This is a genomic window from Pseudoxanthomonas sp. 134C1 (assembly GCF_057773065.1).
The window spans coordinates 66,922-88,367 of sequence record NZ_JBYMTH010000001.1; the positions used below are offsets into that span (position 1 = coordinate 66,922).

Here is a 21,446-nt window from a genome sequence, read left to right on the forward strand (position 1 = left end):
GTGGATCAGGGGGTTGATTCTAGCGAGGCGGTGCGCACGGCGTCGCCCAGGACGCCGTTGACCACATCGACCCGGCGTTCGAACGCCGGGTGCTTCACGCTGAAGTCCGGAAACCGCAGCTCGCTGCCGGTATCCAGTCCGGTCACCGGGACGTCCCGGAAGGTCAGCGGCTTGCCGGCGGCGAACACCTCGGCCTGGCGCCGCGGATGCACCAGCCAGACATGGCCGCCGTCGCCGCTGTGGACCCGCGCGACGCCGTGGGCGTCGATGCACAGCGCGGTGTATTCATCGATGCCGATGCCGACCAGATCCGCGCGCTTCTGTTCGGCCGACAGCCGGGCGACGAAGGCGATCAGGCGGCCGAGTCGATCCCGCTCGCCGAAGTGGCTGTCGGTGATCACGTTCTGCAGGTAGGGCATGTGCAGGAAATCATCCACCAGGGTGACTTCCGAACCCGTCGGATCGGTCATCGCGGTGGGAGAGACGATGCTGCCGCCGTCCATCGCGCCGTAGGCGAACGCGCCCAGGATCGCCAGGCCGGCGCTGGTGCCGCCGATCGGCTTGCCGGCGCGCACGTGCGCGTCCAGCGCTTCGTTCAGCGGCGTGCCCTTCCAGAAGCGCACGTAGTTGGATTGATCCCCGCCGGCGAGGAAAATGCCGTCGGCCTCGCGCACGATGCGCAGGACTTCCGGATCGCTGGCGGCGCGGCGGTCGTCGAACACCAGGGTCTGCGCGGCGGTGATGCCGCCGATGTCCTTGAAGAATTCGTCCTGCGCCTCGACGGTGCCCGAGGCGCGCAGGATCACGATGCGGCCGTGCCCGGCCTTCTCGATCATCCAGCGGAAGGCGTCGTACGGCCAATCGCCGCCGCCGACGAGCATCAGTCCGGCTTCGGTCGCGCCGGGCCGCGCCGCTTTCAGGTCGCCGATTTCGAAGTAGCGGTAACCGTCACGGCGCGAGGCATCCGCGGGCGCGGCGCCGGCGGCGGCCATGCCGGTGGCGCCGGCCAGCGCCAGGATCAGCAGTGCGCAGCGTTGCAGGAACAGGCGGCGGGACAGCGGTGACGGCATCGCATAACTCCAGGGTGGCACCTGCATTGAAGACGAACGGATGCGCGCTTCCCCTCCCCCGATCGTCGCTGCTGTGCAGCATCGAAGGTCGTCGTTGGCCCGCGCGGATTCGGGTAATGTCGGGGGATGACCGAATCCATCGACGCCTGGTTCGCCCGCGAAATCCTCGTCCACGAGGAGGCGCTGGTGCATTTCCTGCGCCGCTGCTGGCCGCATCGGGAGGAAATCCACGACCTGCGCCAGGAAGTCTACGTGCGGGTCTACGAGGCGGCCGGCAAGTCGGTGCCGACCGCGCCCAAGTCGTTCCTGTTCGCCACCGCGCGCCACCTGATGACCGACCGCCTGCGCCGCAGCCGGGTGGTCTCGATCGAGACAGTGGGTGATTTCGAGTCGATAAACGTCTTGATAGACGAGGTATCGCCCGAACGGTGGTGTGGCGGCCGGCAGGTGCTCAAGCGCCTGGCCGACGCTTTCGACCGCCTGCCGGACCGGTGCCGGGAGGTCATCTGGCTGCGCCGGGTCGAGGAATTGCCGCAGAAGGAAGTGGCGTCGCGACTGGGCATCAGCGAGAAGACCGTGGAAAAGCATGTCGCCAAGGGAATCCGCCTGATCGCCGAACATTTCTACGGCGGGGGCGGCACGCGCGCCCGCCCGCGGCAGGCCTTGCAGGATGCAGGAAAGGAACCGGGACATGGCCAGCAGCAGACAGATTGAACAGGCCGCGGCGGCCTGGCTTGCGCGACGCGAGAGCGGCGCGTGGGCCGGCACCGACCAGGCCGGCCTGGACGCGTGGCTGGCGGAATCCACCGCGCACCGGGTCGCGTTCCTGCGTCTGGAATCGACCTGGAACGAAAGCGGGCGCCTGACCGCGCTGGGCGCCGGGCAGGCGCGTGACGCCGCGCCGCCACGCGGACAATGGAGCGCTTCGCCGCTGGATCGCCCCGCCCCGGCGCGCGCGCCGGTGGCTTCGGCGCCGTCTCCGACCGGCGGACCGCCGGATCTCGCGCGGCTGGTGTTCGCGCCGCGCGGGGAGGAACGTCCGGCGCGCTGGCCGCGCCTGCTGGCCGCCACCCTCACCGGCGCGCTGGTCCTGGCGGGCGCTGGGCTGGGGGCGCACCACTATTTCTACGGGGTGACCGAACAGGCCTCTTACGCGACCGCACTGGGCGACCTCAACCGGGTGCCGCTGAGCGACGGCTCCGGCGCCACGCTCAGCAGCGACAGCCGCATCGCGGTGAGCCTGTCGCGGCGCGAGCGCCATATCGAGCTGCAGCGCGGCGAAGCGTTCTTCGAGGCGGCCAAGGATCCGCACCGGCCGTTCGTGGTCAGCGCCGGGCCGCGCCAGGTGGTGGCGGTGGGCACGCGCTTCGCGGTGCGCCGCGACGGTCCCGATCTGCGGGTCGTGGTCACCGAAGGCACCGTCCGGCTGGAGGCGTCTCCCGGCGCCCAGGGCCATCCGCAGCCGACCACCCTGCTGCCGGCCGGCAGCCTGGCCATCGCCAGCCGCAACGGCGTGGTGGTGCGCACCGGCTCGGTCGCCGACGCCGAACGGCTGGTCGACTGGCGCAGCGGCTTCGTGACGTTCCGCGACACCTCGCTGGCCGAGGCCGCGTCCGAGTTCAACCGCTACAACGCGCGCAAGCTCGTCATGGGCGATGCCGACGTGGGCGCGCTGCGGGTGGGCGGCAACTTCCGCTGGTCGAACGTGGACGCGTTCGTGCGCCTGCTGGAACAGGGTTTCCCGGTTCGCGCCGAAGCCGGCGCCGACCGCATCGTCCTGCACAGCCTCTGACCCGCCCGGAGGGGCGGGGGATTTCCCCGGCTCGTTCGTCCTGATAGCCAAGGGTGCCTTTCCGTGCGCCCATGGGGAGAGCCATCCAATGCGGTCGTCGTTGCGTGTCCTGTTGTTGAGCCTGGCCTGTTCAGCCGCACTGAGTGCGCAGGCGCAGAATTCCAAACCCGCGCAGGTCAACATCCCCGCCGGGGACCTGGTGGCGGCGCTCGATACGCTGGCGCGCCAGTCCGGCACCCAGTTCGTCTACCGCGCCGACCAGCTCAAGGGCCTGCGCACCCAGGGCGTACAGGGCAGTCTCCCGGCCGACCAGGCGCTGGATCGCGTGCTCAGCGGCAGCGGCCATGTCGCCCGTCGCGATGCCGCCTCCGGCGCGGTGGTGATCGTGCGCCAGGATGCCCCGCCGCGTCCGGCCCCCGCCGCCCGCCCTACTCCGGCTCCCACCGGCCAGTCCGTTGACGCCGCCGAGGAGCCTGTCACCCAACTCGAGAACGTACAGGTCACCGGTTCGCGCATTCCGCGCGCGCAGATCGAAGGCCCGGCGCCGATTACCGTGGTCACCGCGGAGCAGATCCAGGCCGCCGGCTTCACTTCGGTCCCCGACGTGCTGCGCTCGCTCAGCCAGAACAGCGGCAGCGTGCAGGGCCAGCAGAACACCACCAGCGCCCAGTCCACGCCCGGCGCGCAGGCAGTCGATCTGCGCGGCCTCGGCCCGAACCACACCCTGGTGCTGATCAACGGCCGCCGCATCGCCGACTTCCCGCTGCCGCTCAATGGCCGCAGCAACTTCACCGACGTCGGCAACATTCCGCTCGGCATGATCGATCGCATCGAAGTGCTGACCGGCAGCGCCTCGGCGGTCTACGGCTCCGACGCGATGGCCGGCGTCATCAACTTCATCCTCAAGAAGTCCACCGACGGCACCACCATCGACTACCGCTATGGCGACACCAGCCGCGGGGGCGGCGAGTCGCACAAACTCACCCTGACCACCGGCTTCGAGCGCGGCGAGTTCAGCGGCATCGTCGGCGTGGAATTCCTCGACAAGCGCCCGCTCTGGGGCTACGAGCGCAGCGTCCAGGATTCGACTCTGGATGCGCCGACCTCGCGCCGCCGGCTGCCTCGCCTCACCGCGCAGCTCTATGACTGGGACGATGACGTCAACATCGCGCCGGCGGACGGTTGCGCCGCGATGGCCGGCCTCAACGAGGGCACCACCGTGCTGGCCGAGGATCGCTTCGGCCAGCCGTACTGCGGCAGTGAACGCGCCATCGCGTATCGCACCATCCAGAACGAGCGCAAGGGCTACAACGCGTATGGCTCGTTCGAATACCGCTTCTCCGACACCCTGTCCTGGTTCGCCGATGTCCAGCTGGGCCGCCAGGAGGTCAAGCTGCTCACCGGCACCAACGGCAATGACGTGGTGAGCGATGTGATGGGCTGGGAATTCCACGACCCGGCGTCGACCGACAACAACGACAAGGTGTTCTACAACGCGACCACCGGCCACTACGAAACCTGGTCGCGCCAGTTCACGCCGGAGGAAATGGGCGGCCTGCGCAACCGCATGAACACCACCACGCAGAAGACCTTCGCGGTCACCACGGGCCTGCAGGGCGCTTTCGGCGAAGCCTGGAACTGGGAAGCGGCCTACAACCATTCGCAGTACAAGGCCGACGTGGGCATGCCCCGCATCCGGGCCGACGCGGCCAATCGCCTGTTCCTGGGCGAGCGCCAGGGCTATGACGCCGACGGTTACGCGATCTACAGCCCGGATCCGGCGCGCCTGTTCACCCCGCTGACGCAGGCCGAGTTCGCCAGCATCGCGGCGATGTCCACCTTCCATCCGAAGGCCGACAACGACAACCTGAGTTTCACCCTGGATACGCCGGCGCTGTTCACCCTGCCCGCCGGTGACGTCGGCTTCGCCGCGGCGGTCGAATACGGCAAGCAGTCATACGAGGTCAATCCCGATCCCTACGCGCTGACCGCCGACGCCTACTACGGCCCGCGCTATGGCGACGGCGAAGGCGATCGCGATCGCTGGAGCGTGGCGGGCGAATTCCGCCTGCCGCTGCTGTCCTCGCTGCAGGCCAGCCTCGCCGGCCGTTATGACCGCTACAAGTACGGCAACAAGAATCCGGGCAAGTTCACCTACAGCGCCGGCCTGGAATGGCGCCCGTTCGAAACGCTGCTGGTGCGTGGTTCCTACGGCACCGGTTTCCGCGCGCCGGACATGCACTACCTGTTCGCCGGCGATGACTTCTACCGCACCGTGTCGACCGACTACTACCAGTGCCGGACCGACGAGCCGGGCTTCAGCGACGGCGACTGCTACGACGACGGCAGCTGGGACATCAACACGTTCGACGTCTACACCGGCAACATGGATCTGGACGTGGAAACCAGCAAGTCGTTCACCGCGGGCTTCGTGTGGTCACCGGTGTCCAACTTCGATCTGGCCATCGACTACTACAAGATCGAAGTGTCCAACCAGGTGCAGACGCAGAGCCGCGAACTGCTGCGCTCGACCGAAGCCGATTGCCGCCTTGGCGTGACCGACAGCGGTGCTTCGGTCGATATCAACTCGCCCACCTGCGTGGACGCGCTCTCACGCGTCATCCGCGACCAGGACGGGTTCATCACCAGCGTGCACTTCAGCCCGATCAACATCGCCAAGGAGGAAACCTCGGGCGTCGACGTGACCGCCAACTACCGCCTGGCGACGGCCGTCGCGGGCGACTTCGCCTTCCGCGCCAACTACAACTGGACCCATCGCCACACCCGCCAGCTGTATCCGGGCGATCCGACCGAAGACATGCTGGACGTGAGCTTCGCCGACACCACGCTGCCGCGCACCAAGGGCAACGTCGGCGTGAGCTGGGACAAGGGCGCGTTCGGTGCGAGCCTGTTCGGCAACTACGTGGGCCGCGTGGCCAACTACAACAACGATGCGTGGACGCAGTCGACCTGGCGCTTCAATGCCGGCGCACGCTACGACGTGACCGATCACCTGCGCATCTCGCTGTCGATCAACAACCTGCTCGACAAGATGCCGCCGCGTGACGCCACCTGGGCGAACTATCCGTACTACGACACCTCGTGGTTCGATTCGTTCGGCCGCAGCTACTACCTGCAGTTCACCTGGAAACTGGGCGGCAAGGCGCTGTAAGCCAGCCACCGGTTCCGGATCGGCAATACGGAAAACCCGCCTCACGGCGGGTTTTCTTTTGGGTTCATTCCGACGGACGCGTCATCCGCGGGCCATCACGCGGTTCCGCGATTCTTGCCCTGCCACGGTCGGTACCAGGCGCGGATCGCGGCCATGTCGACCTCGGCGTCGCCGGTGGGGTAGTACACGTCGCCGATGCCGATGATCTTTTCGGGGTAATGGAAATAGGCCATCAGGATCGGCACCTGCGCCTGCTGGGCGATTTTGAGAAAGCCACCCTTCCACTTCTCCACCCGCTTGCGGGTGCCTTCGGGGGTGAGCGCGAACCACATCCGGTCCGAATCGCGGATCATCCGCACCGCCTGCTCCACCGTGCCCTGCGGCGAACTGCGGTCCACCGGCACCACCCCGAGCTTGCGCAGCAGCGGCGACAGCGGCCACCAGAACAGCTGCGCCTTGCCGAGCACGCGCACGTTGAAGCCCATCGCGATCTTCGCCGCCATGCCCCAGATGCCGTCCCAGTTGGACGAATGCGGCGCCACGATCAGGACCAGCCTGGGGATGTCCGGCAGCGTGCCCACCACCTTCCAGCCGAAGGTGCGCAGGAAGGTGCGCCCCATCCAGCGGGTGAACCGGTTCGGCGGCACCTGCGGCATGTTGGGCGGAATGACGGGGATGACGTCGTCGGCGTCGCTCAATCGTTTACTCCCAGTGGCTCTTCTGCGAACGACCACGCTTGACCTCGCTGCGCTCGCGCTTGGCGTCCAGGCGCCGGGCCTTGGCCGCGCGCGAGGGCTTGGTGGCGATGCGGGGCCGGGGCACGTGCATCGCCGCCGCGATGAACGTGGCCAGGCGCTCGCGGGCGTCCTGCCGGTTGCGGTCCTGGGTGCGGAAACGCTGGGCGTCGATGACCAGCACGCCGTCGTCGGTCAGGCGCCGGTCACGGCGGGCCAGCAGGCGTTCGCGCAGGGGCTCGGGCAGCGACGGCGAATGCGCCACGTCGAACCGCAGTTCGACCGCGGTGGCCACCTTGTTGACGTTCTGCCCGCCCGCGCCGCTGGCGCGCACGAACCGTTCGACGAGTTCGTCGTCCGGAATCGCCAGCGTGGGCGTGATGTCGAGTCGTCCGCTCCCCATGCGCGGATTGTAGTGGAGGTCGCATACCGCCCGCATGACAGCGGGCGGTCGCGGGGTTCAGGGACCCGCCGCCGCTCGCAGATAGGGCACCGGGTCCACCACCAGGAACGCCCCCGATTGCTCGGCGAACTGGCGCAGCAGCGGGGCGTGGCCCGCGCCGTAGATCACCAGCACCCGCTCCCGCGGTCCCGGGGCCAGGCGCACCAGCCGGGCGAAGATGCGCAGGTTGCGGCCATGCCAGTTCGCCAGCCAGTTCGACCCGGGCGCTTCGGCGTCGTCGCCCAGCATCGCGTAGTCGTAATAGCGGCGATGGCGGTCAGCCAGCGCCCGCGGCGTGTTCATGCGCGCGAGGGTGTCCGCCAGCGCGACTCCCGCGGGCATCGTGCCCTCCGCGCCGCGCGGGTCGCGGATGGCCGCCACCACGGCGTCCTTGCCGGTCCGGCGAGCGTAGGCGTCCCAATCCATGGACGCGATGTCGCCGGGCGGCATGCCGTTCCAGTCCCCGGCGTCGACGCGCGGGAGATCCAGCTGCGCGGCCAGGCGCAGGCCGATCTGATCCACTTCACTGCGCCCCAGCGCATACCGGCCGGCGCGGTAGTCCGCATAGCGCGCGTCGAGCCCGGCCTGCTCGGCGACCGGATGTTCCACCACGACCCGGGTCGGCGCGAACCTCGCGAGCGCCGCGACGAGGGTTTCGATCTCCGCCTGCCGCGCCGGGGTCATCACGTCGTCCACCTGCAGGTTCACCACGTCGCGGCCGTGATTGGCCAGGTGCGGCGTGCCGATCACCATCAGCCAGGGACGCTCGTGTGGCAGACGGTCGCGCAACAGGGATGCGGCGGCGGGCGCCACCGGCCCGGACGCGATGGCCGCGCCGCTGCACGCGGCAACCATCGACAGCAACAGGAACAACGGGAAACGGCAACGCGGCATCACGAAGCTCCGTTCATGGCGGACACGAGACAGGCTGCCGGATCCGGCTTCGCGCCTCGTGTGCGCATGGTCCCCATGACGATCGTCGGGCGCCCTCCTTTAACGCGATGTTTACTTCCACGTCGGCACCATGCAGGCCCGCCTTTGCCGCAAAGCCGCACTCATGACGAAACGCCTGATCACGCTGCGTCTGGTTTTCCTTGCCGGATGGATGTTCTTCGCGGGCGTGGCACTGGCGGCGGAACCCACGGACGCGGACATCGAGAAGCTGCTGCAGGCCTCGCGTGCGGAAAGCATGCTCAACGCGATCATTCCGCAGATGGAGACCATGCAGCGCCAGCAGTTCGATCAGCTGATGGCCGGCAAGGAAATGAGCCCCGAACAGCGCGCCGAAGCCGACCGGATCATGGCCAAGACCAACGAGATCATGCGCAAGGCGCTCTCCTGGCAGGAGATGCGGCCGCTGTACGTGGACGTCTACAAGAAGACCTTCACCCGCGAGGACGTGCGCGCGATCACCAAGTTCTATGAAAGTCCGGCCGGACGCAGCCTGCTCGACAAGACGCCCGCGCTGATGCAGAACCTGATGGGTGCCATCCAGCAGAAGATGGTACCGATGATGGAAGAGCTGCAAGCCGAGATCCAGAACGTCACCCCGGCCGCGGTGCCCGCGCCGCCGGTCACGCCATCGCAGCCGCGCCGCAAGAAGAAGCGCTGACGTAGAGCGCGGCCTGCTCCGCCGCGCGACCATCCCACACAAGAAAGCGCACCTCCGACGATTCCGCCCGCGAAGCGCGCTCCGCTCTACGCCAGAAGCGGATCCGCGGGCAGCTGCACGCGCGGTGGCAGGCGCCAGTCGATCGGGACCTGCCCGCGCTCCTGCAGGTAGCGATTGGCCGCCGAAAAATGCCCGCAGCCCAGGAAGCCCCGGTGCGCCGACAACGGCGAGGGATGCGGCGCGCGCAGCACCCGGTGCCGGCGCGCGTCGATGACCTTGCCCTTGGCCTGCGCGTAGCTGCCCCAGAGCAGGAACACCAGACCCTCGCGCTCGCGCGCCAGGGTTTCGATGACGTGGTCGGTGAAGCCTTCCCAGCCCTTGCCCTGGTGTGCGCCCGCGCGTGATTCCTCCACCGTCAGCACCGCGTTGAGCAGCAGCACGCCCTGTCGCGCCCACGGCAGCAGGCAGCCGTGATCCGGCGGCGCGATACCCAGATCGCTCTGGATTTCCTTGTAGATGTTGATCAGCGACGGCGGCACCGGCACGCCCGGCCGCACCGAGAAACACAGTCCATGCGCCTGCCCCGGCCCGTGGTACGGATCCTGGCCCAGGATCACCACCTTCGCGGCGTCGAACGGCGTGGCCTCGAAGGCGGCGAAGATCTGCGGCCCCGGCGGATAGATGCGCGCACCGGCCGCCTTGCGCTGGCGCAGGAACTCGGACAGCGCCTGCATCTCCGGCCTCAGCAGCCAGTCACCGACATGCTGTTTCCAGGAAGGCTCGAGCTTGATGCGTTCGTTGTCGGACATGGGGGAATCGGGAATCGGGAATCGGGAATCGGGAATCGGGAATCGGGAATCGGGACAAGCTTAGCCGCCATCAGGCCCATCCGCTTTCTTCGCTCTTGCGATTCCCTATTCCCGATTCTCCATTCCCGGCAACTCAGCGCCCTTCCATCCGCGCCAGCCGCAGCTGGAACAGCACCTTGGTCACCAGCAGGCGTTCCTCGATCGGCTTGAGCACCAGATCGTTGGCGCCGGCCTGCAGCAGCACGGCCTGGTTGTCGCGGTTGCTGTCGCCGGTCATCACCAGGATCGGCAGGCGGCGCTTGCCGTAGGCGAAGTCGATGCGGATCCGCTGCACCACGTCGCGACCGCTCAGTTCGCCCTTCAGGGTCACGTCGGTCAGCACCAGATCGAAACGGTGGGTGGACAGGCCGAGCGATTCGGCGGTGAGCAGGGCGAAGGCATCCTCGGCGCGCAGCACGTGCACCACGTTGAGCGATTGCCGCTCCAGCATGCGCTTGGTGGTCTCGGCGACCACGCGGCTGTCTTCCACGTACAGCACGGTCGCGCCGGCGATCGGTTCGGGCTGCACGTAGCCGCGGATGAAGGTGGCCAGCGCCTCGTGTCCGAGCGACTTGTCGAAATAGTCGGTGACGTACTCGTTGAAGCGTCGTTCTTCCAGGTGCTGCTGGGCATCACCGGACACCACGATCACCGGCACGTAGGCCTGCCCGGACGCTTCGCGCACGCTGCGCGCGATCTCCATGCCGTCGCCGTCGCGCAGCGCGAGCGCGGTGGTGACCAGGTGGATTTCACCCTCGGCCAGCGCCTTGCGCGCTTCGGCGATGCTGGCACAGCCGATCACGTTCACGCCGGGCAGATCCCGTTCGAGCACGTCGGCGATGAGCTTGCGCACCAGCTTGGAACCGTCGACCACCATCACCCGGGGGGCGTCGCTGATGAGATGCCGGAGCGCGTCGGACATGCGGGCGGGTCAGGTGGTGGTCGGGCGAGTCTGCCGCAAGAAGTGGCCGGTCACCAGCCATGCCCCCAGCCAGCCGACCACGCCCGCGCCGACCAGCACCGCGCCGGCCCGCAGCGGGTCCAGCCCGGTCAGGGCGAAGCGGCTGCCGTAGCTCTGCGCCAGGGTCGCCAGCGGCGCCTGCAGCGCGACCGCGGCGGCGGTCAGCAGCCCCAGCGCGATGGCACCCGCCACCAGACCGTACCAGGCGCCCAGGTAGATGAAGGGCCGGCGGATGAATCCGTCCGTGGCCCCCAGCAGCTGCAGCACGCCGATTTCCTCGCGCCGCGACTGGATGTCCAGGCGCACGGTATTGCCCACGACCAGCAACGCGCCGAGCCCGAACAACGCCGCCAGCACCCAGACCAGGCGTTCGCCGAAACCGAGCCAGCCGCGCAGGCGATCGCGCCATTGCGCGTCGTGCTGAACCAGATCGGCCTCGGGCAGGCGCTCAAGCATCGCCACCAACCCGGTTTCGTCGCCACGCGGCGTAATCTGCAGCAGGGTCGGCAACGGATTGCCTTCGAGTGCGTCCAGGCTGGCGCCCAGGCCGCTGCGCTCGCGGAATTCGGCCAGTCCCTGTTCGGGCGTGCGCAGTTCGACCTTGGCCACGTCGGCGCGGCCGCCCAGCTGGACCGCCAGCACCTGCGCGCGCGGCACCGGCACGTCGAGCTTGAAGAAGACGTCGATCTCGCGCGAATCACTGACGTCGCCAGCGAACTGCTCGACATTCGCCAGCGCCAGCCACAGTCCCAGCGGCAGCACGAACGCCACCGCCATCACTCCGATGGTCAGCACCGTCGCCCAGGGCCGGCGTACCAGCCGGCCGAGGCTGGAAACGAAGCTGTAGAGGTGCTGGTCCAGCCAGATGCCGAAACCGGAACGCGGACGCGAGAGGCGGTTGCTGTCGTTCATTCGGCCAGATCCGCGGGCGAGATGTCGTCGACCAGCTGGCCATGGTCCAGCACCAGCACGCGCTTGCGCATGCGCTTGAGCAGGGCCAGATCGTGGCTCACCACCAGCACGCTGGTGCCGCGCTCGGGCATCGAGGCGAACAGTTCCATGATTTCCGCGGCCAGGGTCGGATCGAGGTTGCCGGTCGGTTCGTCGGCCACCAGCAGTTTGGGTTCGGCGATGATCGCGCGGGCGATGCCCACGCGTTGTTGTTCGCCGGCCGACAGCTGGGTCGGCAGCGCCTTTTCGCGGTGCCCCAATCCCAGCCGCACCAGCACTTCGCGCGCCCGCTTATGGATATCGGTGCGCCGTTCGCCGCGCAGGATCAGCGGCAGCGAGACGTTCTCCATGATCGTGCGATCGGTCAGCAGGCGGTGATCCTGATGGACCGCGCCGACCTCGCGGCGATGCAGCGGGATGCGGCCGCCGCGTACCTTGAGCAGATTGCGGCCGGCGAACACCACCGCGCCGCGGCTGGGCCGCTCGCTCAGGTGGATCAGCTTGAGCAGCGTGCTCTTGCCGGCGCCGGAGTGGCCGGTGACGAACAGCATCTCGCCTTCGGCCACTTCGAAACTGACCTCCGACAGCGCCGTGTGGCCACCGGGGTATTGCTTGCTGACGTTTTCGAATCGAAGCACGCTCATGCCGCGATTATGCCGGAGCGCCGAACGCGGAAGCGATCCCCGCGCGTCGCCGGCACCGGTGCGTGACCGGTACCGGCCATGCCGGCGGCATCAGCCGCCGACCAGCGACTTCAGCTTGCGGCCCAGACGGCTGAAGAACGAGGGCTTCTCGTGCTTCTCGACCGCTGCCGTCGCGGACGTGGCCGAGGCGGGCTTCGCGACGGCCGCGGTCTCGGCGCCTTCCACCGGGCGGCCGTGGCGACGGCGGCGACGCTTGCGCGGCGCACGCTCGCCTTCGGGCAGCGCCGTCTGTGCGGCGGCCGGGTGGGTGACCGGGTTGGCGACCGCGTCGGGCGCCGGATGATCCGCGCGGGGCGGACGCGGCGTGCGCGGCTTGCCATCCCCGCGCGGCGCGCCTTCGCGGCGTTCGCCGCTGCGGCCACGCTCACCGCCACCGCCACTGCGACGGCGGTTGCCCTGGCCGGAGGAGGAACGCCCGCCACCGCGGCGCTGTTCCTCGGCGCTGCGCTGTTCGCGTGCCTCGCGGAAAATCTGGCCGATGCTCTCGTCTTCCCCGCCTTCGCCGCCTTCCACCGGCGCGCGCTCGGGGCGCGGCAACGCGGTCAGCACCTCGGCGGTGACCGCCTCGACCGGAATCTTCTGCTCGATGTAGGCCTCGATGTCGGGCAGCGACATCGCGTATCGCTCGCAGGCGAAGCTGATCGCGTCACCTTCGGCGCCCAGGCGGGCGGTGCGGCCGATGCGGTGGACGTAGTCCTCCGCGTCGAACGGCAGGTCGTAGTTGTAGACGTGCGAGACGCCATCGATGTGCAGGCCGCGCGCGGCCACGTCGGTGGCGACCAGGATTTCCAGCTGGCCCTTCTGGAAGCGGTTGAGCAGCGTCTCGCGCTTCTTCTGCGGCACATCGCCCGACAGGACACCGACCCGGTAGCCGGCGCGCTCCAGCGCGCGCGCGACACGCTCGACGAACGCCTTGGTGTTGACGAACACCATCGTGCGGGCGCCTTCGCTGCGCGACAGCAGGCCGAGCAGCAGCGGGATCTTCTCGTCGTCGGCCGGGAAGTACATGCGCTGGCGGACCCGCGCGGCGGTGACCGTCTCGGCCTCCACCACCAGCTTCTCCGGCTCGTTCATGTGCTCGTAGGCCAGTTCCAGCACGCGGTGGCTGAGGGTGGCGCTGAACAGCAGGGTCTGGCGCTCGGTGCGGATCGGCATGCGCCGCAGCAGGAACCGGATGTCCTTGATGAAGCCCAGATCGAACATGCGGTCGGCCTCGTCCAGCACGCAGACCTCGCAGGCGTGCAGGGAGACGACCTTGTGCTGCTTGACGTAGTCGATCAGTCGGCCGGGCGTGGCGATGATCACGTCCACGCCCTGCTGCAGCAGCTCGCGCTGCTTGTCGTAGTCCACGCCGCCATAGACCAGGGCGAAACGCAGTCCCAGATCGGCGCCGAACTTCACCGCGTCCTTGTGGATCTGGATGGCCAGCTCGCGGGTCGGCGCCAGGATCAGCGCGCGCGGGTCTTCCGGCTTGCGCTCGGCCAGCGCCGGCCGCGACAGCAGGCGGTTCATCACCGCCACCAGGAACGCCAGGGTCTTGCCGGTGCCGGTCTGGGCCTGCCCGGCGACGTCGCCTCCGGCCAGCGCGACCGGCAGCGTCAGCGCCTGAATGGGGGTGCAGCGGGAAAAGCCCGCGCTCTCCAGCCCGGCCAGCAGGGCCGGATGCAGGTCGAACGAGGAAAAAGTAATGTCGGTTAAAGGTTTGTCGCTCATGCTTTCTTCTTTGCGCCGCAGTGTTCCGTTGGCGCGACTGATAAGGGAGTGCTCGTGCTTGCATCGCCGTCGGCGGCGTCGCAAACTGCGCCCCCAAAGCCGGATCGCGCGGCCGCCAGGACTGCTTGATCTGGCCGCGGAACGCCCCAGTTTACCCCAATAGAGGTGGCCGTCCCCGGCCCCATCCGTCCGCGGCCCGCCGCGGCTCCGCAGGAGAACCCAGTGAGCGAAAAAGTAACCCATGTCGGCGACGCCGATTTCGAGGCCGCCGTGCTGCAGTCCGACGAGCCCGTCCTGGTTGATTTCTGGGCCGAATGGTGCGGCCCGTGCAAGATGATCGCCCCGGTCCTGGATGAACTGGCCCAGACCTACGATGGCCGCCTGAAGGTGGTCAAGCTCAACGTGGACGAGAACCGCGCCACCGCCATCAAGTACCACGTCCGCAACATCCCGCTGCTGCTGCTGTTCAAGGACGGCCAGGTCCAGGCGACCCAGGTCGGCGCGGTCGGCAAAGGCCAGCTGACCCAGATGATCGACAAGACGCTCGGCGCCCAGACCGCCTGAGCCGGTCCGGCCGGATGCCCGGCTGAACCCGCACGAACCCGTCGCGTCGCGGCGCTTGCCGTCGCCGCGACGCGGTGCTAGTGTCCGCACATCCGGCGCCTTTTCTGCGCCGCACCCTTCTGAGTCAACACACTCCCCGACCTGCCGCCGCGCGTTCAAGCCGGCGCTCGCCACCTTAGCGAGGAATCGCACTTTGTCCGACAGTAGCAACGAAACCGGCGCCCCCGCCGAGAAGCGCGTGCGTAAGCCGCGCGTCGCCAAATCCGTCCCCGAAGCCGCCACCGCGGCACCTCCGGCCGAAGCGCCGGCCCCCGCCGCGCCCCCGCCGCCCGCTCCGGCTCCTGCCGTCGAAGCGCCGCGCGCCGCCGCGCCCGCCCCCCAGCCGCCGGAAGGCGCCGGTGACGCCGGTGGCCAGTCGCAGCAGGGCCAGGGCGATGGCAACCGCTTCAACAACAACAACCGCCGCGACCGCTTCCGCAACCGCCGGGATCGCGACCGCAACCGCGACCGTTACAACGACGGCATGCCCGGCGACGGCAACGGTGGCGGCAACGAGAACTATGTCCCGCGCCAGATGCCGAGCGTTCCGGAAGGCTTCCCGCAGTACTCGCTGGGCGACCTCAAGCGCATGCCGGCGCCCAAGCTGCTGGAAATCGCCGAGCAGCTGAACATCCAGGAAGGCGTCGCACGCGCACGCAAGCAGGACGTCATCTTCGCCCTGCTGAAGGTGCTGACCCGCCACGGCGAAGGCGTGGCCGCCGACGGCGTGCTGGAAATCCTGCCGGACGGCTTCGGCTTCCTGCGCGCCGCCGAAGCCAGCTACCTGGCCGGCCCGGACGACGTCTACATCAGCCCCAGCCAGATCCGCCGCTTCAACCTGCGCACCGGCGATCACCTGTCGGGCCGCATCCGCTTCCCGAAGGACGGCGAGCGCTATTTCGCGCTGTCGACCATCGACACCATCAACGGCGAGCCGCTGGAAGCGTCGAAGAACAAGGTCCTGTTCGAGAATCTGACCCCGCTGTTCCCGCGTCGCCGCTTCACCCTGGAGCGCGGCAACGGTTCGTCGGAAGACATCGCCGGTCGCATCCTCGACCTGATGGCGCCGCAGGGCAAAGGCCAGCGCGCGCTGATCGTGTCGCCGCCCAAGGCCGGCAAGACGATCATGATGCAGCAGATCGCCACCGCCATCACCACCAACCACCCGGACGTGCACCTGATCGTGCTGCTGGTGGACGAGCGTCCGGAAGAAGTCACCGAAATGCAGCGCACCGTGCGCGGCGAAGTGGTGTCCTCGACCTTCGACGAACCCGCCGCGCGCCACGTGCAGGTCGCCGAGATGGTGATCGAACGCGCCAAGCGCCTGGTCGAGCACAAGAAGGACGTGGTGATCATGCTGGACTCGATCACCCGCCTGGCCCGCGCCTACAACAATGTCGTGCCCAGCTCCGGCAAGGTGCTGACCGGTGGTGTGGACGCCAACGCCCTGCATCGTCCGAAGCGCTTCTTCGGCGCGGCGCGCAATGTCGAGGAAGGCGGTTCGCTGACCATCATCGCCACCGCGCTGGTCGAGACCGGCAGCAAGATGGACGAGGTGATCTATGAAGAGTTCAAGGGCACCGGCAACAGCGAAGTGCATCTGAACCGCCGCATCACCGAAAAGCGCGTCTACCCGGCCATCGACATCAACCGCTCCGGCACCCGCCGCGAGGATCTGCTGATCGAACCGGAACTGCTGCAGAAGATCTGGATCCTGCGCAAGCTGCTCCATCCGATGGACGAAATCGCCGCGATGGAGTTCCTGCTGGACAAGATGAAGAACACCAAGTCCAACGACGAGTTCTTCGCTTCGATGAAGCGCTGAACCCGCAGCAAGACGGAAACGCCGGCCCAGGCCGGCGTTTCCATTTCCGGCCGCCTCTCCCGATACCGCCATGGATCAACTCAACGCGATGCGCGCCTTCCGGCGGGTCGTCGAACTGGGCGGCTTCGCCCGTGCCGCCGAGGATCTGGGCGTGTCGGCGGCCGGCCTGAGCAAACAGATCCGGCAACTGGAAGAACATCTGGGCGCGGTGCTGCTGCAGCGGACTACCCGGCGCATGAGCCTGACCGACGCCGGCCAGGCCTACTTCAGCGAATGCTGCCGCCTGCTGGACGAGATGGAACGGGTCGAGCAGGCGCTGCGCACGCAGGCCGGACAGGTCGAAGGCCGCCTGCGCGTCAACGCGCCGACCTCGTTCGGCCTGGCCGTGCTGTCGCCGCTGCTGGGCGGATTCCTCGCCCGTCATCCGCGGCTGAAACTGGATCTGGCGCTGGATGATCGCGTGCTGGACGTGATCGGTACCGGCTTCGACGTGTCCCTGCGCGTACGCAGCGCGCTGGAGGATTCCTCGCTGGTCGCGCGCCGGCTCGGCACCGTCCAGCAGATGCTGTGCGCTTCGCCGGACTATCTGCGGCGGCGTGGCATGCCGGGCACGCCGTCCGATCTGCTCCGGCACGATGTGCTCGCCTACGCGCTGGCCGACACGCCGGACAGCTGGCAACTTCAGGGCCCCGAAGGAACGACGCGGGTCGCGCTGCCGCCGGCGCGCACCGTCGTCAACAACAGCCTGATGCTGCGCGATCTGCTGTGCGCGGGTCTCGGCATTGGCGCACTGCCTTCGTTCCTGGCCGCGCCGGCCATCGCCGACGGCCGCCTGCAACGGGTCTTGCCGGCGTGCGGCTATCCCGCCCGGCAGGTGTACGCGATCTATCCCACCACGCGGCACCTGCCGCCCAAGGTGCAGGCCTTCGTCGATTTCCTCGCCCAGGCGCTTCCGCCGTTGCTGGCGAGCGATTCGTAACCGCCAGCGAATACTGTCCGCGCCCGCGCGGCATTTTTCGCCGCCGGTTCCACGCTCAAGCTGTGAATCCCCGGGCCGCCTGTCCCAGGCGCCTTCCCCACGAGGATTCCCGCAAACATGAGTGCTTCCCTTCCCCCCCTCCTGCGCCGCCTGGCGCTGGCCGCGCTGTTCACCGCGTCCCTGTCCGCCGCCGCGACCAGCCATGCCGGCGAAGTCGGCACCAGCCCCTGGGGGCCCGGCGATGAAATCGGCCGCCTCAACCTGATCACGCCCGAATCCCGGGCCGCGATCCTGTCGCGCGTCGACGGCCGTCGCGCCTACGACCTGGCCACCGACTACTACATCGGCATGCCCAGCTGGCAGGGCGCGGGCGACCCGCACTACCAGTTCTGGATGACCCATACGCCACGCGGCACCGCCGTCGACGATCCGATGGGCGTGGGCGATTCGCTCAATGCCAGCACCAGCTACACCGGTACCGCGTTCTCGATGTACAGCCACACCGGCACCCACATCGACGCACTCAACCATTTCGGATTGCACGGGCGGATCTGGAACGGCTTCAGCGCCGACCAGCATCTGGGCGATCGCGGCTGGCGCAAGGCCGGCATCGAGAAATTTCCGAACCTGATCGCCCGTGGCGTACTGATCGATGTCGCCGCGGCCAAGGGCGTGGAGATGCTGCCGGATCAGTACCGCATCACCCGCGCGGACCTGCAGGCGGCGCTGGCGAAACAGAAGGTGAAACTGCAGCGCGGCGACGTCGTGCTGATCCGCACCGGCCGGATGCGCCTGTTCGACCAGCCGGATGCCTACATGGCCAATCCGCCGGGCATGAGCCTGGACGCCGCGCGCTATCTGGTCGAGGACGGCGGCGCGATGGTGGTCGGCGCCGACAATCTGAGCTTCGAGACCTTTCCCTCGCAGGAACCCGAGGCCTACGTTCCGCTGCATACCTACCTGCTCGCCGAGCAGGGCGTGCCGATCATCGAACTGATCGCCCTGGACGAGCTGTCGCGCGACAAGGTCTACGAATTCGCCTTCATCGGCGGACCATTGAAGATCCGCGGCGGCGACGCGGCGCCACTGCGGCCGATCGCGCTGCCGCTGCGATAACCCCGCGGGCGATGGCGATCAATTGACCGGATCAGACGCGGCGATTGATTTCACCCGGTCATGGCAGGAACGCCCCGGCGGACGGGGCGTTCCCCGCGCCCAACGCCGGAGAGCCTCAACCCGACAGCGGCGTGAGCAGGCGCCGGCCCTTGCCGATCTCGTAGACGCCGCCGGCCACCATCGCATCCGGAGCGTCGCCCTCGCCATGCTCCGATTGCATCCACGGCACACTCTGGCGGGGGCCCGGAACATAGACCTCCCACCGGCCGTAGCCCGGCGCCTTCTTCTCGGGCATCTTGTAGTCCACGGGCACGCGCACCAGCCAGAATGCCGCGTCCGCCTCCGCTCCCTCCGTCGGCGGCTGGAAGGTCCACTTCCTCGCCACGACCAGGGCCGATTCGGAGAACGCGTCGCGGGCCTGCTGCATCAACCGCTCGTTGCCGACAAAGCCCAGATTTACCTGTTCGGCGATCACATCCGCGACCGTACCATCGCGCGCCACCTTGACCACCAGGTATACGGTGCCCTGTGCGCCCAGGCGCGCCGCGCCTCCCGGATAGGCGGGCGGCAAGAGCTTGACGCTCCGCACGGAGTCATTGCGTTTCTGGCGCTCTTCCGGACTGATCGCCTCGTCGCCGAAATGGCTGCCGCGGAGCGCCACCTGGAAGTCGCCATTCGGCAGCTTGTTGGCCACCACCCGCAGGCTCATCCGTGCCTTGCCGCGGCGCGCGATGCCATCGACCAGGATCGGTTCGAACTTCCAGCTCGCGGCGGCCTTGTCGATCAGGTCGGCTACGGCCGGTGGCAGTTTCTCGCGCTGATCGAGGTCCAGTTTGGCCACCGTGCCGTCCGGCTCGATGATGATTGCGCCGGTCACCAGCATGCTGGCTTCGACCTGCGCCCGGACTTCCTTGATGTCCGCCGCCGCCGTGCAGGCGATGCCGAGCAACAGCGCGAACGCCAGCCATCTCCCCATTCCGCGCATTTCCATGATCATGATGCTTCTCCTCTCCTGTTCGCCCGGCGCCGGAGCGCCTGCTCATTCCCCATGTGGATCAGCTTCCTCCTTCCAGCCGTCTGAAAGGCGAGTCCAACGCCATCGGGCGCTGATCGTCACCCTGCTTCATCGGCGCCACGCGTTCAGGCGCGGAAGCGCACATCGCTTCTTCATTTTTCCCTCGCCCCTCGATCTCCACGCAGGCCTTGGCGAGCGCACTCAGAGCGCGGTTCCCACCACGGGCGTCTTGAGTTTTACCGAATAGTCCAGCGCCAGCACTTCGCCATCCATCAGGCCGGTCGCATCGAATGCCTGCCGGGATGGCGCGAGCCAGGGAATCGGCCTGGCGGGACCCGCGGACTCGTAGTGCCAGCCTTCCCGGGGAGGGCGGTCCACGTTCATCCGATAGCTGATCGGCACGACGAGCGTGGTATCGCCTTCCGCGCGCAGGGCGGCGTCGACCGGCTCGAACCGCCAGCGCCGCGCGGCTTCCACCGAGGCTCCTTCCAGTAGCGCACCCCATTTCTCCGCTGCCCTGGCGTCGACTTTCTTGTAAGGCCAGGAGGTCTGCACGGCCACCGCGTCGGTCACCCGGCCCATGGCATCGACGCGAACCGCCACCAGGACATCGCCCCCCACGCCATTGATCGCCGCCTGCTTCGGATAGCGCGGCGGTTCCATCGACACGGCGTCGCGATAACCCGAGAAACGGACATTCTCGACCTGCAGCTGGAAACCTTCGGCCATCCTGCGTGCGATCAGCGTCAGATGCAGGCGTGCCTTCGCATGCGTGGCCTTGCCATCGCGCAGCACCGGCTCGAACGTCCATTGGCTTACCGAACGTTCGACCAGCGCCTTGACCGCAGGTGTCAGTTCCGTGTCGATCCGGTAGTCGAACACGGCGCCGGCGGGATCGATGCCGATCTCTCCGTTCACCGGCAATCGCAGTCCCGCCTCCTGGGCCAGCACGCTCGACGCCAGCAGCCACAGGACCAACCCCCAGAGCTTCTTCATCATTCCTTTCTCCGACTCGACACCCATGAATCCGGGTTCGGACCTAAAGCGCTGTTCCCACCACGGACGTCTTCAACTTCACCGAATAATCCAGCGCCAGGACTTCGCCCTGCTTCAGTCCGGAGGCATCGAAGTCCTGTTGTTCCGGGGCCAGCCAGGGAATGGGCATCGATGGGCCCGCCGATTCACGGCGCCAGCCCGCGTCGGGTGGCGTGGCCTCCCCCACCCAGAAATTGACCGGCACCACGAGGGTGGCATCGCCGGCTTCATGCAGCGCCGGATCCACCGGTTCGAAGGTCCATCGGCGCGCGGCTTCCAGCGATGCTTTTTCCAGCACCTTTCCCCAGTAACGCCGTCCCGCCTCGTTGACTTTGCTGTAGGGCCAGGATGTCTGCACCGCGGACGCGTCCACGACGCGTCCTTCCGCATTCACCCGGACCGCCACCAGGACACTGCCGCTGACCCCGCCCCTGGCGGCTTCCGCCGGATAACGCGGCGGCATCATCTTGATCGAAGCCCGGTAGCCGGAAAACCGCACGTGCTCCACCTGCAACTGGTAGCCGGTGGATACCGGGTGCGCGATCAGGGTCAGGTGCATGCGTGCCTTGGCATGGGTGGCGACACCGCCGCGCAGCACCGGCTCGAACTTCCATTGCCGGACCGAGCGCTCGACCAGCGCCTTGACCTGGGGCGTCAGCTCGGAGTCGATGCGATAGTCGAATACGGCGCCCGCCGGATCGATGCCGATTTCCCCATTGACCGGCATCCGCAGTTCCGCGGTCTGCGCATGGGCCACTGCAGCCAGCAGCCACAACGCGATTCCGCAAATCCCCTTCATCTCCCTCTCCCTGGATGAACCGCCGCCGAGCCTAGCGCGACGGATGGTCCACTTCAATTGGCGCGCACGCCCCGG

The 21,446-nt window shown here is 68.1% G+C and carries 20 protein-coding genes; 8 read left to right on the top strand and 12 right to left on the bottom strand.

Annotation, left to right across the window (positions count from 1 at the left end):
* Positions 1–5: 5 nt before the first annotated feature.
* Positions 6–1,070 (bottom strand): cyanophycinase, encoded by a 1,065-nt coding sequence (locus AC3DEZ_RS00270; protein WP_488386414.1) that lies wholly within the window; start codon positions 1,068–1,070, stop codon positions 6–8.
* A 126-nt stretch (positions 1,071–1,196) separates the two neighbouring features.
* On the opposite strand from AC3DEZ_RS00270, the gene AC3DEZ_RS00275 reads away from it, so the two are divergent.
* From AC3DEZ_RS00275 to AC3DEZ_RS00285, 3 genes are all read left to right on the top strand, one after another.
* Positions 1,197–1,784: an RNA polymerase sigma factor gene (locus AC3DEZ_RS00275; protein WP_447103834.1), complete on the top strand. Its 588-nt coding sequence runs from the start codon at positions 1,197–1,199 to the stop codon at positions 1,782–1,784.
* Entirely contained in the window at positions 1,762–2,862 is a 1,101-nt protein-coding gene (locus tag AC3DEZ_RS00280) for a FecR family protein (RefSeq protein WP_488386415.1), read from the top strand. The genes AC3DEZ_RS00275 and AC3DEZ_RS00280 overlap by 23 nt, the downstream gene beginning before the upstream one ends.
* Positions 2,863–2,950: 88 nt before the next feature.
* Positions 2,951–6,034, top strand: coding sequence for a TonB-dependent receptor domain-containing protein (locus tag AC3DEZ_RS00285; protein WP_488386416.1), 3,084 nt, complete (start codon positions 2,951–2,953; stop codon positions 6,032–6,034).
* A 95-nt stretch (positions 6,035–6,129) separates the two neighbouring features.
* On the opposite strand, the gene AC3DEZ_RS00290 is transcribed toward AC3DEZ_RS00285, so the two are convergent.
* The 3 genes from AC3DEZ_RS00290 to AC3DEZ_RS00300 are packed head-to-tail and all read right to left on the bottom strand — an operon-like array spanning position 6,130 to position 8,104.
* Complete coding sequence (locus AC3DEZ_RS00290; RefSeq protein ID WP_488387023.1) at positions 6,130–6,690, bottom strand: lysophospholipid acyltransferase family protein; 561 nt, start codon at positions 6,688–6,690, stop codon at positions 6,130–6,132.
* A 46-nt stretch (positions 6,691–6,736) separates the two neighbouring features.
* The gene (arfB, locus tag AC3DEZ_RS00295) at positions 6,737–7,171 is read right to left on the bottom strand and encodes an alternative ribosome rescue aminoacyl-tRNA hydrolase ArfB (protein ID WP_447103837.1); all 435 of its coding nucleotides are present in this window, start codon (positions 7,169–7,171) and stop codon (positions 6,737–6,739) included.
* 57 nt (positions 7,172–7,228) lie between these two features.
* Positions 7,229–8,104 (bottom strand): DUF5694 domain-containing protein, encoded by an 876-nt coding sequence (locus AC3DEZ_RS00300; protein WP_488386417.1) that lies wholly within the window; start codon positions 8,102–8,104, stop codon positions 7,229–7,231.
* A gap of 163 nt (positions 8,105–8,267) precedes the next feature.
* Between AC3DEZ_RS00300 and AC3DEZ_RS00305 the strand changes: the two genes are divergently transcribed.
* Positions 8,268–8,822, top strand: a complete 555-nt coding sequence (locus tag AC3DEZ_RS00305) for a DUF2059 domain-containing protein (RefSeq protein ID WP_447103839.1) — start codon at positions 8,268–8,270, stop codon at positions 8,820–8,822.
* 86 nt (positions 8,823–8,908) lie between these two features.
* Here AC3DEZ_RS00305 and ung read toward each other — a convergent pair whose 3' ends face one another.
* From ung to rhlB, 5 genes are all read right to left on the bottom strand, one after another.
* Positions 8,909–9,631, bottom strand: a complete 723-nt coding sequence (ung, locus tag AC3DEZ_RS00310; RefSeq protein WP_488386418.1) for a uracil-DNA glycosylase — start codon at positions 9,629–9,631, stop codon at positions 8,909–8,911.
* A 133-nt stretch (positions 9,632–9,764) separates the two neighbouring features.
* Complete coding sequence (locus tag AC3DEZ_RS00315; protein WP_447103841.1) at positions 9,765–10,592, bottom strand: response regulator; 828 nt, start codon at positions 10,590–10,592, stop codon at positions 9,765–9,767.
* A gap of 9 nt (positions 10,593–10,601) precedes the next feature.
* A complete protein-coding gene (ftsX, locus tag AC3DEZ_RS00320; protein WP_488386419.1) occupies positions 10,602–11,543 on the bottom strand; it encodes a permease-like cell division protein FtsX in 942 nt (313 codons plus the stop codon).
* Positions 11,540–12,226, bottom strand: coding sequence for a cell division ATP-binding protein FtsE (gene ftsE, locus AC3DEZ_RS00325; protein WP_488386420.1), 687 nt, complete (start codon positions 12,224–12,226; stop codon positions 11,540–11,542). Before ftsE ends, ftsX begins: the two co-directional genes overlap by 4 nt.
* Before the next feature lie 90 nt (positions 12,227–12,316).
* The gene (gene rhlB, locus AC3DEZ_RS00330; RefSeq protein ID WP_488386421.1) at positions 12,317–13,999 is read right to left on the bottom strand and encodes an ATP-dependent RNA helicase RhlB; all 1,683 of its coding nucleotides are present in this window, start codon (positions 13,997–13,999) and stop codon (positions 12,317–12,319) included.
* Between the two features lie 222 nt (positions 14,000–14,221).
* Here rhlB and trxA point away from each other — a divergent pair, with 222 nt between their 5' ends.
* From trxA to AC3DEZ_RS00350, 4 genes are all read left to right on the top strand, one after another.
* Positions 14,222–14,563 carry a thioredoxin TrxA gene (gene trxA, locus AC3DEZ_RS00335; RefSeq protein ID WP_295375247.1) on the top strand — a complete coding sequence of 114 codons (342 nt, stop codon included), beginning with the start codon at positions 14,222–14,224 and terminating at the stop codon, positions 14,561–14,563.
* A gap of 193 nt (positions 14,564–14,756) precedes the next feature.
* Entirely contained in the window at positions 14,757–16,427 is a 1,671-nt protein-coding gene (gene rho / locus AC3DEZ_RS00340; RefSeq protein WP_447103845.1) for a transcription termination factor Rho, read from the top strand.
* Between the two features lie 70 nt (positions 16,428–16,497).
* Positions 16,498–17,406: a LysR family transcriptional regulator gene (locus AC3DEZ_RS00345; protein WP_488386422.1), complete on the top strand. Its 909-nt coding sequence runs from the start codon at positions 16,498–16,500 to the stop codon at positions 17,404–17,406.
* A gap of 117 nt (positions 17,407–17,523) precedes the next feature.
* Positions 17,524–18,522, top strand: coding sequence for a cyclase family protein (locus tag AC3DEZ_RS00350; protein WP_488386423.1), 999 nt, complete (start codon positions 17,524–17,526; stop codon positions 18,520–18,522).
* Positions 18,523–18,637: 115 nt separating this feature from the next.
* On the opposite strand, the gene AC3DEZ_RS00355 is transcribed toward AC3DEZ_RS00350, so the two are convergent.
* From AC3DEZ_RS00355 to AC3DEZ_RS00365, 3 genes are all read right to left on the bottom strand, one after another.
* Positions 18,638–19,519, bottom strand: coding sequence for an energy transducer TonB (locus tag AC3DEZ_RS00355; protein WP_488386424.1), 882 nt, complete (start codon positions 19,517–19,519; stop codon positions 18,638–18,640).
* A 219-nt stretch (positions 19,520–19,738) separates the two neighbouring features.
* A complete protein-coding gene (locus AC3DEZ_RS00360) occupies positions 19,739–20,536 on the bottom strand; it encodes an energy transducer TonB (protein ID WP_488386425.1) in 798 nt (265 codons plus the stop codon).
* Positions 20,537–20,576: 40 nt separating this feature from the next.
* Positions 20,577–21,371: an energy transducer TonB gene (locus AC3DEZ_RS00365; RefSeq protein ID WP_488386426.1), complete on the bottom strand. Its 795-nt coding sequence runs from the start codon at positions 21,369–21,371 to the stop codon at positions 20,577–20,579.
* Positions 21,372–21,446 lie beyond the last annotated feature (75 nt).

Excerpts from the sequence above, each read along its gene's own strand:
- ung (WP_488386418.1), bottom strand. The coding sequence starts at position 9,631 with ATGTCCGACAACGAACGCATCAAGCTCGAGCCTTCCTGGAAACAGCAT.
- AC3DEZ_RS00360 (WP_488386425.1), bottom strand. The coding sequence starts at position 20,536 with ATGATGAAGAAGCTCTGGGGGTTGGTCCTGTGGCTGCTGGCGTCGAGC.
- AC3DEZ_RS00350 (WP_488386423.1), top strand. The coding sequence starts at position 17,524 with ATGAGTGCTTCCCTTCCCCCCCTCCTGCGCCGCCTGGCGCTGGCCGCG.
- AC3DEZ_RS00315 (WP_447103841.1), bottom strand. The coding sequence starts at position 10,592 with ATGTCCGACGCGCTCCGGCATCTCATCAGCGACGCCCCCCGGGTGATG.
- AC3DEZ_RS00365 (WP_488386426.1), bottom strand. The coding sequence starts at position 21,371 with ATGAAGGGGATTTGCGGAATCGCGTTGTGGCTGCTGGCTGCAGTGGCC.
- AC3DEZ_RS00275 (WP_447103834.1), top strand. The coding sequence starts at position 1,197 with ATGACCGAATCCATCGACGCCTGGTTCGCCCGCGAAATCCTCGTCCAC.
- ftsX (WP_488386419.1), bottom strand. The coding sequence starts at position 11,543 with ATGAACGACAGCAACCGCCTCTCGCGTCCGCGTTCCGGTTTCGGCATC.
- AC3DEZ_RS00280 (WP_488386415.1), top strand. The coding sequence starts at position 1,762 with ATGGCCAGCAGCAGACAGATTGAACAGGCCGCGGCGGCCTGGCTTGCG.
- AC3DEZ_RS00285 (WP_488386416.1), top strand. The coding sequence starts at position 2,951 with ATGCGGTCGTCGTTGCGTGTCCTGTTGTTGAGCCTGGCCTGTTCAGCC.
- AC3DEZ_RS00345 (WP_488386422.1), top strand. The coding sequence starts at position 16,498 with ATGGATCAACTCAACGCGATGCGCGCCTTCCGGCGGGTCGTCGAACTG.
- AC3DEZ_RS00270 (WP_488386414.1), bottom strand. The coding sequence starts at position 1,070 with ATGCCGTCACCGCTGTCCCGCCGCCTGTTCCTGCAACGCTGCGCACTG.
- arfB (WP_447103837.1), bottom strand. The coding sequence starts at position 7,171 with ATGGGGAGCGGACGACTCGACATCACGCCCACGCTGGCGATTCCGGAC.
- rhlB (WP_488386421.1), bottom strand. The coding sequence starts at position 13,999 with ATGAGCGACAAACCTTTAACCGACATTACTTTTTCCTCGTTCGACCTG.
- AC3DEZ_RS00300 (WP_488386417.1), bottom strand. The coding sequence starts at position 8,104 with ATGCCGCGTTGCCGTTTCCCGTTGTTCCTGTTGCTGTCGATGGTTGCC.
- ftsE (WP_488386420.1), bottom strand. The coding sequence starts at position 12,226 with ATGAGCGTGCTTCGATTCGAAAACGTCAGCAAGCAATACCCCGGTGGC.
- AC3DEZ_RS00290 (WP_488387023.1), bottom strand. The coding sequence starts at position 6,690 with ATGCCGCAGGTGCCGCCGAACCGGTTCACCCGCTGGATGGGGCGCACC.
- AC3DEZ_RS00355 (WP_488386424.1), bottom strand. The coding sequence starts at position 19,519 with ATGATCATGGAAATGCGCGGAATGGGGAGATGGCTGGCGTTCGCGCTG.
- AC3DEZ_RS00305 (WP_447103839.1), top strand. The coding sequence starts at position 8,268 with ATGACGAAACGCCTGATCACGCTGCGTCTGGTTTTCCTTGCCGGATGG.